Raw genomic sequence first — 13,372 nt, forward strand, 5'->3', positions numbered from 1 at the left:
GATGGACAACCGGCGTTAGGTTAACCTAACCTAACTTGCTGTCAAGTTCCCGCCCGGCGTTTCGCACCGCACTGGAGCCCACCCTGTCCGTCATCGAGTCCTCACCAGCCGAGACGCCGTCCCGGGCACAACCACCGCCCCGGCCGCCTCGGGTGGCCTACCGGGCCGCCGGCCTGGCCGCCGCCGCGGTGGCTCTGGTGACGGTGGCGGTGCTCAGCATCGCCGTCGGGGCCAAGCCGATCCCCCTGCCGCAGGTGTGGGCCGCCCTCACCGACCCCGGGGTCCCCGACTACGCCGTGGTGCACGAGATGCGGCTGCCCCGCACCCTGCTCGGGCTGCTCGCCGGGACCGCCCTCGGGATGGCCGGGGCGGCGATGCAGGCGCTGACCCGCAACCCCCTGGCCGACCCTGGCCTGCTCGGCATCAACGCCGGGGCCGCCGCCGCGATCGCCACGGCATCGTTGCTGTTCGGGGTGGGGGGTGGGACCGGTCAGGTGTGGTTCGCCCTGGCCGGGGCCGCCGCGGTCACCGTGGGGGTCTACGCCGTCGGTGGTGGCCGGGCCGCCACCCCGGCCCGACTGGCGTTGGCCGGTGCGGCCCTCAACGCGGCCCTGTACTCCTACGTCAGCGCGGTGATGCTGCTGGACTCCGCCGGGCTGCAACGGCTGCGGTTCTGGACGGTCGGCTCCCTGGCCAGCGCCGACGACGCCACCGTACGGCGGGTCCTGCCCTTCATCGCGGTAGGCCTGGTGGCCGCCCTGGCCGCCGCCCGACCCCTGAATGCCCTGGCCCTCGGCGACGACACCGCCCGCGCCCTGGGGGCCCGCCCCACCCTGATCCGGGCTGCCGTGATCGCCGCCATCACCCTGCTCTGCGGGGCCGCCACCGCGGCCTGCGGACCGATCGTCTTCGTCGGGCTACTGGTGCCGCACCTGGTGCGTACCCTCACCGGGCCGGATCTGCGCTGGCTGTTGCCGTACTGTGCGCTGCTGGCGCCGGTGCTGCTGCTCGGTGCCGACGTGCTCGGCCGGGTCCTCGGCCGTCCAGGCGAGTTGCAGGTGGGGCTGGTCACCGCCGTGCTCGGCGGTCCGCTGTTCCTGTGGCTGGTTACCCGGACCAGGACGGGCCGCCCATGATCGTGATTCGGGTTCCGGGTGGGCTGTCGCTGCGGCTGCACCTGCGCGCCCTGGCCGTCGGGGCGACCGGGGTGCTGCTGACCCTGGCCGTCGGGGTCCTGGCGGTCGGCCACGGCGACTACCCGATGTCCCCGGCCGACGTGCTGCGCACCCTGACCGGGGGCGGCAGCCCGGCCGAGGACTTCATCGTCCTCGAACTGCGCCTGCCCCGGCTGGTCACCGCGCTGGCCGTGGGCGCCGCCCTGGGTCTGGCCGGTGGGGTGTTCCAGGCTTTGGTCCGCAACCCGCTGGGCAGCCCGGATGTGCTCGGCTTCACCCAGGGGGCGGCGACCGGGGCACTGATCGTGGTGGTCGTCGGCGGCAGCAGCGCCGCCCTGGCCGGGGCCGCCGCGGTCGGCGGGGTGCTCACCGGCCTGCTGATCTACCTGGTCGCCTGGCGGCGTGGGGTCCACGGCTACCGGCTGGTGCTGGTCGGCATCGGGGTGTCGGCAATCCTCACCGGCGTCAACGGCTACCTGCTGACCCGCGCCCCGCTGATGGAGGCGGCCCGGGCCATGCTCTGGCTCACCGGCAGCCTGGACGGGAGGGGCTGGTCCGAGGCCACCCCGCTGCTGGCGGCCCTGGCGGTGGCCCTGCCGGTGCTGCTGGCCTGCGGTCCGGCGCTGCGGATGACCGAGTTGGGCGACGAGGCGGCCACCGGGCTAGGGGTGCCGGTGCCCCGGCTGCGGATGCTGCTGCTGGCCACTGCGGTGCTGCTGGTCTCCCTGTCGGCGGCCGCCGCCGGGCCGGTGTCCTTCGTCGCCCTCACCGCCCCGCACCTGGCCCGTAGGCTGACCCGGGCACCCGGCACCAACCTGCTGCCCGCCGCGATCATCGGCGCGTTGATCATCGTGGTCGCCGACCAGGTGGCCCAGCGGGCCTTCCCCAGTCAACTGCCGGTCGGTGTGGTGACCGGGGTGCTCGGCGGCGGGTACCTGGTCTGGCTGCTGGCCACGCAGCGCCGGGCGGGCCGGCTGTGACCGGCGACAACGAGAACGGAGCAACCAGCATGCCGACCTCCCGGCTGGGTGGCAGCGGACTACGGCTGGCCTACGAACGGCGGATCGTCGCCGAGGACCTGACCGTCGAGGTGCCGGACCGGTCCTTCACGGTCATCATCGGCCCGAACGCCTGCGGCAAGTCCACCCTGCTGCGGGCGTTGTCCCGGCTGCTGAAACCGGCCGCCGGGGCGGTGCTGCTGGACGGGGAGGACATCCAGCGACGGCCGGCCCGGGCGGTGGCCCGTACCCTCGGACTGCTCCCCCAGTCACCGATCGCACCGGACGGCATCGGGGTGGCCGACCTGGTGGCCCGGGGCCGCTACCCGCACCAGGGGCTGCTGCGTCAGTGGTCCCGCGAGGACGAACGGATCGTGGCCGAGGCGATGGCCGCTACCGGGGTCGCCGACCTGGCCGACCGGCTGGTCGACGAGCTCTCCGGCGGCCAGCGGCAACGGGTCTGGTTGGCCATGGCGCTGGCCCAGCAGACCCCCCTGCTGCTGCTCGACGAGCCGACCACCTACCTGGACATCGCCCACCAGATCGAGGTGCTCGACCTGTGCGCCCGGCTGCACGAGGAGCAGGGCCGTACTCTGGTCGCGGTGCTGCACGACCTCAACCACGCCGCCCGCTACGCCACTCACCTGATCGCGATGCGCGGCGGGCGGGTGGTGGCCGCCGGGGAACCCGGCCGGATCGTCACCGCCGAACTGGTCGAGGAGGTCTTCGGGCTGCCCTGCCGGGTCATCGAGGACCCGGAGACCGGCACCCCCCTGGTCATCCCGGCCGCCCGGATCCGCACGGCAGGCCGGGCATGAGCAAGCGCTACCGCGACGGGTACGGGATTCCGCATCTGCGGGCCGACGATCACCTGGCGCTGGCCTTCGCCCAGGGCCAGGTCACCGCGCGGGACCGGGCCTGGCAGATCGAGGTGGAACGGCACCGGTCCCAGGGCACCAGCGCCGCTTTCCTCGGGCCGGAGGCGTTGGCCTGGGACAGCTTCGCCCGCCGGGTACGCCTGGACGACACCGCCCGCCGCTGCCACGCCGCCCTCGACCCGGCTACCGCCGCCTGGGTGGGCCGCTACGTCGAGGGGGTCAACGCCGGGCTGGCCGCCGGGGCGGCGCGGGCCCCCGAGTTCGCCGCCACCGGGCTGAGCCCCGGACGCTGGGAACCGTGGACACCCCTGGCGATCTGGCTCGGCCACCATGTGCTCTTCGCCGGCTTCCCGGGCAAGCTCTGGCGCGAACACGTGATCCGCCGGCTCGGTCCGGGCGCGGCCCGGCTGTTCGCCGTCGACGGGCACCTCACCTCCGGCAGCAACGGCTGGCTGCTCGCCGCCGACCGCACCGCCACCGGGGCGGCGTTGATCGCCGGTGACCCGCACCGGTTCATCGAGGCCCCCGGCATCTACCAGCAGATCCGGCTGGCCTGCCCGGCGTACGACGTGCTCGGCTTCGCCGTGCCCGGGGTGCCGGGCATCGCCCACTTCGGGCACGCCGGCAGCCTCGCCTGGGCCATCACCAACGCCTCCGCCGACTACCAGGACGTGTACGCCGAACGCCTGCGCCGCGACGGTGAACTGGTGCAGGCGTACGGGCCGCAGGGGTGGCAGCCGGTGCACCGGCAGGTCGAGACCATCGAGGTGGCCGGTGGCGCACCGGTCGAGGTCGAGGTGATCGAGACCGAGCGGGGGCCGGTGATCTCCGGGGGTCCGGACGAGCAGCCCGAGGTGACCGTCAGCCTGCGGTATCCGCCCCGGGTCACCGGGGATCTGGGTTTCGCCGTACTGCCCGCCCTGCTGCACGCCCGTACGGTCGACGACCTGGACGCCGCCCTCGACGGATGGGTGGAGCCGGTCAACGTGGTGCTGGCCGCGGACACCGCCGGTGGGCTGCTGCACCGGGTGGCCGGCCGGGTCCCCCGCCGCCACCCGGACAACGGGCTGCGGGTGGTGCCCGCCTGGGAGCCGGGGTACGCCTGGCAGGGCTGGCATCCGATGCCGAAACGCCCGGTGGACCAGGTGGCGGTGATGGCCAACGAACGGGGCATCTCCGCCGGGCTGGGGGTGGAGTACGCCCCGCCGTACCGGGCCGACCGGATCCGTGAGCTGCTCGGCGAGCGCACCGACTGGCGGACCGAGCAGCTGGCCGCCGTACACACCGACACCTACCTGGCGGCGGCCGGTCCCCTGCTGGACCTGCTGGCCGAGGTGGATGGACTCAGCGCTCAGGGGCAGGCGCTGCGGGACCGGCTGCTGCGCTGGGACCGCCGGATGGCCGCCGACAGCCGGGACGCGGCCCGCTTCGCCGACCTGCGGGCGGCCGTGGTCCACGCCCTCGCCGCCCATCCGGCGCTGGCGGAGCTGACCGCACCACCGGCCCACCCGGAGGTGTTCGCGCCCTGGCTGACCCTGCCTACCCGGATCGGGTACGCCCTGCCCTCCCTGCTCCGCGCCGACCTGCCCGGCCTGGACCCGGTGGAGCTGGTGCGGGCGGCGGCCGAACAGGTCGCGGCGGCGGACGACACCCGCCCCTGGGGCGAGCGGCACCGGCTGGCACCGTGGCGGGCCCTGCCCGACCCGGCCGCCCCGCCGGGACCGGAACTGGCCGGGGACCACGACTGCGTGCTGGCCACCTCCAGCCTGCCCGGGGTCACCGACCTGTGCGGGCGCGGCCCGTCCGCCCGCTACGTGTGGGACCTGGCCCGGCGGGAGAACAGCCGGTGGGTGGTGCCGCTGGGCGCCACCGGCGCCGGGCCGCACCACGACGACCAACTGCCCCTGTGGGTACGCGGCGACCTGATCGAGGTGACAGTCGACTGGGACCGGCTGACCGAGGAGCACGATGACTGACCACTACCGACGGCAGGTCCCCGGCTTCGGGCTGGTCACCTTCCGGCCGGTGGATCCGGATGCCGACGCCGAGGTCATCCACGGCTGGGTCAGCCAGGAACGGGCCCGGTTCTGGGGGATGCGCGACGCCGACCGCGACCGGGTGGCCGAGATCTACCGGTACGTCGACTCCCTGCCCACCCACCACGCCTGGCTGACCCTGCGCGACGGGCAGCCGGTGGCGCTGTTCCAGACCTACCAGCCCGAACACGACCCGGTCGGCGAGTGCTACCCGGTCCGCCCCGGCGACCACGGCGGTCACCTGCTGATCGGCACCCCGGTACGCCCCGAGCCGGGCTTCACCGGCACCCTGCTGGCCGAGTTCATCGCCTTCGTCTTCACCGACCCCACCCGGCGGCGGCTGGTGATGGAGCCGGACGCCCGCAACGACAAGGCGATCGCCCGGCTGAAGCGGGCCGGTTTCGTCGAAGGACCCCTGATCGACCTGCCGGACAAGCGGGCCCGGTTGATGTTCCTCAACCGCGCCCCGCACCCCGCCGCTCCGGCGCAGGGGCGGTGATCCGGCCGCCACTGTGTCGGACCCGGGTGATTGGATCGGCGGGACTCGAAGGGGGCACGGTGGGACGCAATGCGATCATCTTCCACGGGACCGGCGGCAAACCGACCTACTGTTGGTACCCGTGGCTGGCCGAGCGGCTCGCCACCCGGGGGTACGCCGTCGAGGTGCCGCACCATCCGGGCATCAACATCGAGCCGATCGCCACCTTGCTGCCTAAGGTGCTGAGCAGCCACACCTTCGACGAGGACACCGTCCTGGTGGGTCATTCCGGCGGGGCGGCCCTGCTGCTGGCCCTCCTGGAACATCTGGAGGTGACCGTGGCCCAGGCGATCCTGGTGGCCGGCTACTGCACCCCACCCCACACGGAGGAGGAGCCGGTCCTGCAACCGAGCTACGACTGGGCCGCGATCCGGGCCCATGTGCGGGACATCTACTTCATCAACTCCCGCACCGATCCGTACGGCTGCGACGACCGGCAGGGACGCGCCATGTTCGAGCGGCTCGGCGGCACCCAGATCGTGCGCGACGACGGGCACTTCGGCGACCACGACCAGCCGTACGAGCGGTTCGACCTGCTCGACCGGCTCATCCCCTGAGGATTCGCGCCAGGTCGGTCCCGCAGCGTGGCCACCGCCGCCCGTGCCGGTGCCTTCGGCTGAGCCGCGGGGGTGTTCAGGACCCTAGGGAGTCGAGCCGCGCGATCCTGCGGGCCCCGGCCGTCAGACGGTAGCTGGCGTCGAGCAGCTCACCGACCTCGTCCCAGTCGGTGTCGTCGGTCAGGTCCACCCCGATCCAGCCGTAGGCCCCCAGGTAGGCCGGCACGAAGCACCGCTCCTCCGTCAGCAGGGCCGTACGCTCCTCGGGGTCGACCAGCACGATCACCGACTGATCGTGCTGGCGATAGCCGCCGTCGACCTTCACCGAACCGCCGTAGTAGGCGAAGACCTTGGTGGTGAAGAAGGCCGGACGCCCATGGGAGACCTTCTCGGCCGCGTCGGGAAAGGCCAGGGCCAGCGTCCGCACCCGACCCAGCAGCGGGTCCGCCTCGTCGAACATGATGGGATGCGGCATGTCAGCAGGTAACCACATCCCGGGTGCTGCGCGATGCCCCAACAGGTAGCGACGGCCGCTGGTACCGAGCCGACCAGCTCACCGGCGTCTCGACCCGTCTGCGCTATCAGCTCGACAGGACCGGAGACCGTCACCAAGAGGGGGACCTGGGCGCTCAGGCCGGCTCGCAGCGTTCCGACAGGGCGTAGCGGGTCAGCACCACGTCGCCGATCTGGCGGGCCTCGACCACCTGGGCGCGTCGGGCGGAATGCCACGGAAACCGACCGTCGCCGACGAAGCGGGGTGCCCGGCGGTCGCCCACGAAGAAGGGGGCCACCACCAGGTGCAGTTCGTCGGCCAGCCCGGCGGTGAGGAACTGGCCGTGGACCAGGGCACCACCTTCCACCAGCAGTCGGCGTACCCCCCGGTCGGCCAGGTCGGTCAGGGCCCGGGCCAGGTCGATCGGGTCACCGGCGTCGACCACTGTGGCCCGCTCCCCCAGCCGGTGCCGGGTCTTCTCACACGCGGCGCTGGCACAGTAGACGATCCGTTCGGTGTCACCGACGGTGAAGAACCGGGCCGTCGGGTCCAGGTCCCCGCAGCCGGTCACGGTCACCCGGATCGGGGACTCCGGCAGGCCACGGGCGATCCGGTCGCCGCGGCGATCCGCGCAGCGCACCAGCAGCCGGGGGTCGTCGCGGCGGACCGTGCCGGCGCCCACCAGGATGGCGTCGCAGCTGGCGCGTACCTCGTCGACCCGGTCCAGGTCGGCGTCGTTGGACAGCATCAGCCGTTCGTCGCTGGCGTCGTCGATGTAGCCGTCGATCGAGGTGGCGCAGCTGAGCAGCACGTACGGCCGACGGGCCGTGGACCGGCCGGTCACCGGACGGCGGGCAGGTCGGCGGCGCGGGCGGCGCGGCTGGCCTTGGCCGCCAGGTAGTCGGCGTTGGCCGGGGAGAGGAACACCCCGGTGGGCACCTGCTCGGTCACGGTGACACCGAGCCTGCTGAGCTGGTCGGTCTTCTCCGGATTGTTCGTCAGCACCGCGATCGGCCCGACCCCCAGGGCGGCGAGCATCTGCGCGGCCACGGTGTAGTCCCGCTCGTCCTCGTCATGGCCTAAGGCCACATTGGCCTCGAAGGTGTCCAGCCCGGCGTCCTGGAGGGCGTAGGCGTCGAGCTTGGCGTACAGACCGATGCCGCGACCCTCCTGCCGCAGGTAGAGCAGGTACCCGCCGACCTCCGCGATGCGCTGCACGGCCTCGCGCAACTGGGGACCGCAGTCGCAGCGCTGACTGCCGAACACGTCGCCGGTCAGGCACTCACTGTGCGGACGGACCAGCGGCACCGCCCCGTTGGTGTGGTCGCCGAGGGCGAAGGCGAGGTGTTCGCGGCCGTCGACCAGCCCGTCGAAGGTGTGCAGCCGGGCGGTGGTGTGGTAGCCGTCGGAGAAGCGCAGCGGCACGGTGACCTGCGTCCGGATGGTGGCGACAGGCAGTGATTCGGACATGGCTCTCCTCGTCATACGGTGGCGGGTACACGGACACGACGGGCCAGCAGCACGGCCGCTCCCGGCAGGCTCGCGACGAGCACCAGGGCGCCGTACACCGTTGCGGTGGCCACCCCCTCCGCGGCGGTCAGGCCGGCGGCGGCGAAGGCCCAGGCGGCCACCCCCTCGCGGGGGCCGAACCCGGCGACGTTGGCCGGCACCCCCATCGCGAGCAGGGCCAGCAGGGTCAGCGGCAGCAGCAGGGTCAGCGGGGCGGTGGAACCGGCCGTGCGGGCGGCCAGCAGGAAGGTGGCCAGGTTCCCGGCGGCCACCAGGGCGGAGGCGACCAGCACCCCGGCCCAGATCCGTCGGCCCAGCAGCCCACGACGCACGTCGGACACGGCGCCGACCAGGGTACGGGTGAACCGGGAGGCACCGGAGTCCGGCAGCAGGCGGGCGGCCAGCACCACGACCCCGAAGGCAGCCAGCACGACCAGGGTGGCCACCGGCAGGTACGGCTGCACCGGCGACGGGAAGGCGAACAGCAGCACCACGGCCAGGGCTACCAGCACCACCTGACCGGCTACCCGCTCCCAGACCACGGCCCGGATGCCCCGACCCAGGTCACCGACGTCACGGCCGTGGCGCACCGCCCGGTGCACGTCGCCGAGGATCCCGCCGGGCAGGGTGGCGTTGAGGAACACCGACCGGTAGTAGTGGGCCACCGCCGCACGCAGCGGCAGCCGCACCCCGAGCCCACCGGCCACCAGGCTCCACCGCCAGGCGGCACAGACCGTGGTGAGTACCCCGAGGGCCAGGGCGGCGGCCAGGGCGGGGGCGTCGATCAGCCGCAGCCCGACCAGGAAGGGGTCGATGCCCAGCCAGCACAGCAGCCCCACCAGTACGGCGAGCCCGAGCGCCAGACGCAGCCAGCCCCAGAAGGACCGGCCGGCCGGGGCGGCCGGGGACCCGGCGCCACCAGCTTCATCCGCCACGCAAGCCTCCCCGGCATGGTGATCTTTCCCTGACTGTACGCACGTAACCGGCACGCCGCCGGTTCAACGAGGGACGGCCAGCAGGTCGGTGTGGTCGACCAGTACCCCGAGTCGGCCCGCGTTAGCCTCCTGTCGCCGACGCTGGGCGTACTCACGGGTCCGGTCGACCAGTTCCGGGCGTTGCGCGCAGGCCGCCTCCAGCCAGCCGTCGAACCACTGCCCGGTCAGGGCGGCCTGCTCCGGCCCCAGCCGCCAGGGGCTGGGCCGGGTCCGCACGGTCATCCCGTGCCGGGTGAACCCGGCGGCGCAGGCCTCCACGGCGTCCGGCCCGAGCAACTGCCGGCCGCCCACGGCACGACGTTGGTGGGCGTTGAACGCCTCCGCGACCTCGGCGTCCAGGGGGTCGGCCGGGGTCAGCCGCACGGTGCCGGTGACCGAGATCAGGAACAGGGCCGGGCAGCCGGCCCTCGCACAGGCGGCCACCAGCCGGTCGATCTCGGCTCCGGTCAGCATGTCGAGCAGGGCCGAGGCGCTGACCAGCGCCGCACCCGCCAGGTCGGTGGCGCTCAGCCGGGTCAGGTCACCCCGACGGGTCTGCACCGTGACCGGGGCGCCGTCGGCGGCGCGGGTGGGCATGTTCGCGCAGGCCCGGGCCAGCAGGTCGGGGTCCTGATCGTGCAGGATCCAGTGTTGCGGGCCGGGCAGCAGGGGGGCCAGCCAGCGGCCCAACGACCCGGTGCCGGCCCCGAGGTCGTGCACCACGTACGGCCGGTCACCGGTCAACGTGGCACGTACCGCCTCGACCAGGTCGGTGGCGCGGGCGGCCACGTCGGCCGGTTCCCGCAGCGCCAGCCACTGGGCGAAGTCCGGCGGCAGCTCGATGGGCACCTCCTGGACTGTCCGGTGTTCGGTCATGACGCCATCGCCTCTTCCAGGGCCGTGGTGATCCGGGCGGTGGTGCTGGTCCAGTCGTCGAGGGTGGCTCGGCGCCGGGCTGCGGCGCCACGCAGTCGCTCGCGCAGGGTGGGGTCCTCCAGCCAGCGCCGCAGCGCCTCGGCCAACGCCTGCGGCTGCTCCGGGGGCACCAGCAGCCCCGGGCGTTCCCCGGCCACCCGGCCGAGGGTGTCGGGCAGGCCACCGACCGCGGTGGCCAGCACCGGGAGGCCGCAGGCCAGGGCCTCGGTGACCACCATCGCGTAGGTCTCCCCCCGTGAGGGGTGCACCAGCAGGTCAGCGGCGGCGTACTCGGCGGCCAGCCGGTCACCGGTCAGCGGACCGGTCAGCCGGATCCGGTCACCCAGGCGGTGGGTGGCTATCCGGGTGCGGAGCCGGTCGACGAAGTCCGGTTCCCGGTGCAGGGGGCCTACACAGGTCAGGGTCCAGGGCCGGTCGGCCACCCCCGCCAGCGCCTCGATCAGCAGGTCCTGGCCCTTGTGGGCGGCGACCGCGGCGACGCAGAGCAGCGCCGACCCGGCCGGCGATCCGGCTACCGGCGGCGCCGGGTCCACCCCGGGGGCGGCGACATGCACCAGGGACGGCGGTAGGGCGTACCGGTGCAGCAGCCGGTCCCGGGTCCAGGTGCTGGTGGCGACGATGGCGGCGGCGGCGGCCAGGGCCCGCGCCTCGGTGTCGTCGTCGCGGGGCAGGTGCACCAGCGGGACCAGCCGCAACCGGCCGGCGTGTGCCGCCAGGACCTCCGGCACCACCGAGGCGACCAGCCCGTCGATCAGGACCAGAGCCCCCTCGGGCAGAGTGGTGAGCAGTTCGGCGAGCCGGGCCTGCTCCGCCGCCGTCGGGGTCGGCCACGATCCCGGTACGGGATGTTCGTGCACCGACCAACCGGCGCCGGCCAGTCCGGCGCAGACCCGCCGGTCGTAGCCGTTGCCGCCGCTGGGGGTGGTCGGGTCGTCGATGTCGCCGGGCAGGACCACGTGCACGGTCGGCATGTCAGGCGCCGGTGCCGCTCGCCCCCGACAGTGACCGTTCGTAACTGGCCCAGGCGACATGCGACTCGTGCAGGGTGACCGTGAGGCCGGTCAGCCCGTGCGCCCCCGCCCCCAGGTCACCGGCGTGCACCCGGTCGGCGAGCCGGTCGGCGATGGTGCGGGCCAGCACCTCCGTGGTGGTGTTGGTGCCGGCGAAGGCGGGCTCCTCGTCCAGGTTGCGGTAGTTCAGCTCGGCCAGTACCGCCTTGAGCTGGTCGGTGGCCAGTCCGATGTCGACCACGATGCCGTCGGGGTCGAGATCCGGGCGGCGGAAGGTGGCGTCGACCACGAAGGTGGCACCGTGTAGCCGCTGCGCGGGGCCGAAGACCTCGCCCTGGAAACTGTGGGCGATCATGATGTGGTCACGGACGGTCACACTGAACACGGATTCACTCCCCGTCGTAGGTGATGAGGTGGCACAGCGCGGGCAGGCTGCCCGCGCTGAGTCGAGCGAGGACCTCGGGCAGTTCCGCGAAGGCCGACCGCCCGGTGATCAGGGTGTCGAACACCGGGTCGGCCAGCAGGTCCAGGGCCAGGGCCATCCGGTCGGCGTAGCCCCGGCTGCTGCGCCGGGCGGGGGCTATCCGGCCGACCTGGCTGCTGCGGATGGTCAGCCGTCCGGAGTGGAACGCCGCCCCCAGGGACAACTCCACGGCCCGGTCGCCGTACCAGCTCAGTTCCAGCACGGTCCCCTCGGGAGCCAGCAGGTCCAGGCCGAGTTGCAGGCCGGCGGCGCTGGCACTGGCGTGCACCACCAGGTCCCGCCGGCCGGTCGCGGCCTGCGGCGCGGCGAAGTCGACCCCCAGGGCGGCGGCCACCTCGGCCCGGGTGGGGTCGGTGTCGACAAGTTCCACCGCCACCCCGGGGAAGCGGGCCAGCAGGGCCGCCACGGCGCAACCGACCATGCCGGCGCCGACCACACTGACCCGGTCGCCGAGCAGGGGTGGTGCGTCCCACAGTGCGTTGACCGCGGTCTCCACCGTGCCGGCCAGCACCGCGCGGGAGGCCGGCACCTGCTCCGGTACGACCGTCACCGCGTCGACCGGCACCACATAGGCGCTCTGGTGCGGATACAGGCAGAACACCGTACGTCCGCGCAGGTGGGCCGGCCCCCGCTCGACCTCGCCGACGCTGAGGTAGCCGTACTTGACCGGGGCCGGGAAGTCGCCCTCCTGGAAGGGAGCGCGCATGGTGGCGTACTGGCTTTCCGGCACCTGGCCGGTGAAGACCAGGGTCTCGGTGCCCCGGCTGACTCCGGAGAACAGGGCGCGTACCTGCACCTCGTCCGGGCCGGGCTCGGGTAGCGTCACCGGACGGAGCTCTCCCGCACCGGGTGCGCGCAGCCAGAAGGCGCGGGCGGGTCGCGTCACGGGCAATTCTCCTCACCTGCGTCCGGACCGAACCGATCCGTCATGTTTTCCGTACTTCTCGACAGGGGTCGTCGATCATAAACACGGAGGCACGGTGTCCACAGTTCGAACCGGTCCGTACATCGGGCTGATCGTCCAGGTTGTCCTATTGGCCGGGCTCGCCATGACGGTAGGTCTCGGTGTCGCGGGCTGGCTGGCGGGCCTGGCGTACGGGGTCGGGACCTGCCTGGCGCTGCTACGGGGACTGGGGCGCGCCGGCTCATCCCGGCTGGGCCCGGCCGACTGGGTCACCATGGGTCGTGGCCTGCTGGTCGGGGCGGTGACCGCACTGATCGCCGAGGCCCTGCTCACCGGGCGGCCCGCCCCGGCGGCGGTGCTCGGCGGGCTGGCAGCGGTGGCGTTGGCCTTGGACGCCGTGGACGGCAAGGTGGCCCGCCGCACCGGCACGGCCAGCGCGTTCGGCGCCCGCTTCGACATGGAGGTCGACTCCATTCTGGTGCTGGTGCTGAGCATCTACGTGGCGCCCTCCGTCGGGATCTGGGTGCTCGCCATCGGCCTGATGCGGTACGCCTTCCTCGCCGCCGGCGGGGTACTGCCCTGGATGGATGCCCCGCTGCCGTACCGGTACTGGCGCAAGGTGGTCGCCGCGGTCCAGGGGATCACCCTGGCCCTCGCCGCCTCCCCGGTACTGCCCGCGCCGGTGAACACCCTGCTGCTGGTGGTGGCGCTCGGCCTGCTGGTCGAGTCGTTCGGTCGGGACGTGGTCTGGCTGTGGCGGCACCGGGTGCCGCGTACCGCCGCCGCGATCGTCGTGGCGACCGCTCCCCGGGGGGTACGCCCGCTCGACCGGGTGGACGAACGCGACCTGTCCGCCGCGCCCGTGCTGTCGCTGCGCTGA

15 protein-coding genes are annotated in these 13,372 nt (G+C 73.6%); 7 read left to right on the forward strand and 8 right to left on the reverse strand.

What is annotated here, in order from left to right; all coding sequences use genetic code 11:
- Positions 1-35: 35 nt before the first annotated feature.
- Genes ACGFIK_RS11985 through ACGFIK_RS12010 form a run of 6 tightly spaced genes read left to right on the forward strand, consistent with a single transcriptional unit; the run spans position 36 to position 6,182 of the window.
- Complete coding sequence (locus ACGFIK_RS11985; protein WP_327026015.1) at positions 36-1,136, forward strand: iron chelate uptake ABC transporter family permease subunit; 1,101 nt, start codon at positions 36-38, stop codon at positions 1,134-1,136.
- Complete coding sequence (locus ACGFIK_RS11990) at positions 1,133-2,155, forward strand: iron chelate uptake ABC transporter family permease subunit (protein ID WP_327026016.1); 1,023 nt, start codon at positions 1,133-1,135, stop codon at positions 2,153-2,155. The genes ACGFIK_RS11985 and ACGFIK_RS11990 overlap by 4 nt, the downstream gene beginning before the upstream one ends.
- A gap of 29 nt (positions 2,156-2,184) precedes the next feature.
- Positions 2,185-2,991 (forward strand): ABC transporter ATP-binding protein, encoded by an 807-nt coding sequence (locus ACGFIK_RS11995; RefSeq protein ID WP_327026017.1) that lies wholly within the window; start codon positions 2,185-2,187, stop codon positions 2,989-2,991.
- On the forward strand, positions 2,988-5,027 hold the full coding sequence (locus ACGFIK_RS12000) for a penicillin acylase family protein (protein ID WP_327026018.1): 2,040 nt from the start codon (positions 2,988-2,990) through the stop codon (positions 5,025-5,027). Before ACGFIK_RS11995 ends, ACGFIK_RS12000 begins: the two co-directional genes overlap by 4 nt.
- Complete coding sequence (locus ACGFIK_RS12005; protein ID WP_327026019.1) at positions 5,020-5,586, forward strand: GNAT family N-acetyltransferase; 567 nt, start codon at positions 5,020-5,022, stop codon at positions 5,584-5,586. Before ACGFIK_RS12000 ends, ACGFIK_RS12005 begins: the two co-directional genes overlap by 8 nt.
- Positions 5,587-5,645: 59 nt before the next feature.
- The gene (locus tag ACGFIK_RS12010; RefSeq protein WP_393339089.1) at positions 5,646-6,182 is read left to right on the forward strand and encodes an RBBP9/YdeN family alpha/beta hydrolase; all 537 of its coding nucleotides are present in this window, start codon (positions 5,646-5,648) and stop codon (positions 6,180-6,182) included.
- Positions 6,183-6,258: 76 nt separating this feature from the next.
- On the opposite strand, the gene ACGFIK_RS12015 is transcribed toward ACGFIK_RS12010, so the two are convergent.
- From ACGFIK_RS12015 to ACGFIK_RS12050, 8 genes are all read right to left on the reverse strand, one after another.
- Positions 6,259-6,657 carry an MmcQ/YjbR family DNA-binding protein gene (locus ACGFIK_RS12015; protein WP_393339091.1) on the reverse strand — a complete coding sequence of 133 codons (399 nt, stop codon included), beginning with the start codon at positions 6,655-6,657 and terminating at the stop codon, positions 6,259-6,261.
- A gap of 154 nt (positions 6,658-6,811) precedes the next feature.
- Positions 6,812-7,519: a RibD family protein gene (locus ACGFIK_RS12020; protein WP_393339093.1), complete on the reverse strand. Its 708-nt coding sequence runs from the start codon at positions 7,517-7,519 to the stop codon at positions 6,812-6,814.
- Positions 7,516-8,145, reverse strand: coding sequence for a GTP cyclohydrolase II (gene ribA / locus ACGFIK_RS12025; protein WP_327026023.1), 630 nt, complete (start codon positions 8,143-8,145; stop codon positions 7,516-7,518). The genes ACGFIK_RS12020 and ribA overlap by 4 nt, the downstream gene beginning before the upstream one ends.
- Positions 8,146-8,156: 11 nt before the next feature.
- The gene (locus ACGFIK_RS12030) at positions 8,157-9,119 is read right to left on the reverse strand and encodes a lysylphosphatidylglycerol synthase domain-containing protein (protein ID WP_393339095.1); all 963 of its coding nucleotides are present in this window, start codon (positions 9,117-9,119) and stop codon (positions 8,157-8,159) included.
- 63 nt (positions 9,120-9,182) lie between these two features.
- On the reverse strand, positions 9,183-10,034 hold the full coding sequence (locus tag ACGFIK_RS12035) for a class I SAM-dependent methyltransferase (RefSeq protein ID WP_327026025.1): 852 nt from the start codon (positions 10,032-10,034) through the stop codon (positions 9,183-9,185).
- Positions 10,031-11,065: a glycosyltransferase family 4 protein gene (locus ACGFIK_RS12040; protein WP_327026026.1), complete on the reverse strand. Its 1,035-nt coding sequence runs from the start codon at positions 11,063-11,065 to the stop codon at positions 10,031-10,033. Before ACGFIK_RS12040 ends, ACGFIK_RS12035 begins: the two co-directional genes overlap by 4 nt.
- Position 11,066: 1 nt before the next feature.
- The gene (locus tag ACGFIK_RS12045; protein ID WP_357528002.1) at positions 11,067-11,489 is read right to left on the reverse strand and encodes a 6-carboxytetrahydropterin synthase; all 423 of its coding nucleotides are present in this window, start codon (positions 11,487-11,489) and stop codon (positions 11,067-11,069) included.
- Positions 11,490-11,493: 4 nt separating this feature from the next.
- Positions 11,494-12,474, reverse strand: a complete 981-nt coding sequence (locus ACGFIK_RS12050; RefSeq protein WP_327026028.1) for a zinc-binding alcohol dehydrogenase — start codon at positions 12,472-12,474, stop codon at positions 11,494-11,496.
- Positions 12,475-12,568: 94 nt separating this feature from the next.
- Between ACGFIK_RS12050 and ACGFIK_RS12055 the strand changes: the two genes are divergently transcribed.
- Positions 12,569-13,372, forward strand: coding sequence for a CDP-alcohol phosphatidyltransferase family protein (locus ACGFIK_RS12055; protein ID WP_393339099.1), 804 nt, complete (start codon positions 12,569-12,571; stop codon positions 13,370-13,372).

The sequence above is a fragment of the Micromonospora sp. NPDC048871 genome (genome assembly GCF_043198155.1).
Lineage (GTDB): Bacteria > Actinomycetota > Actinomycetes > Mycobacteriales > Micromonosporaceae > Micromonospora.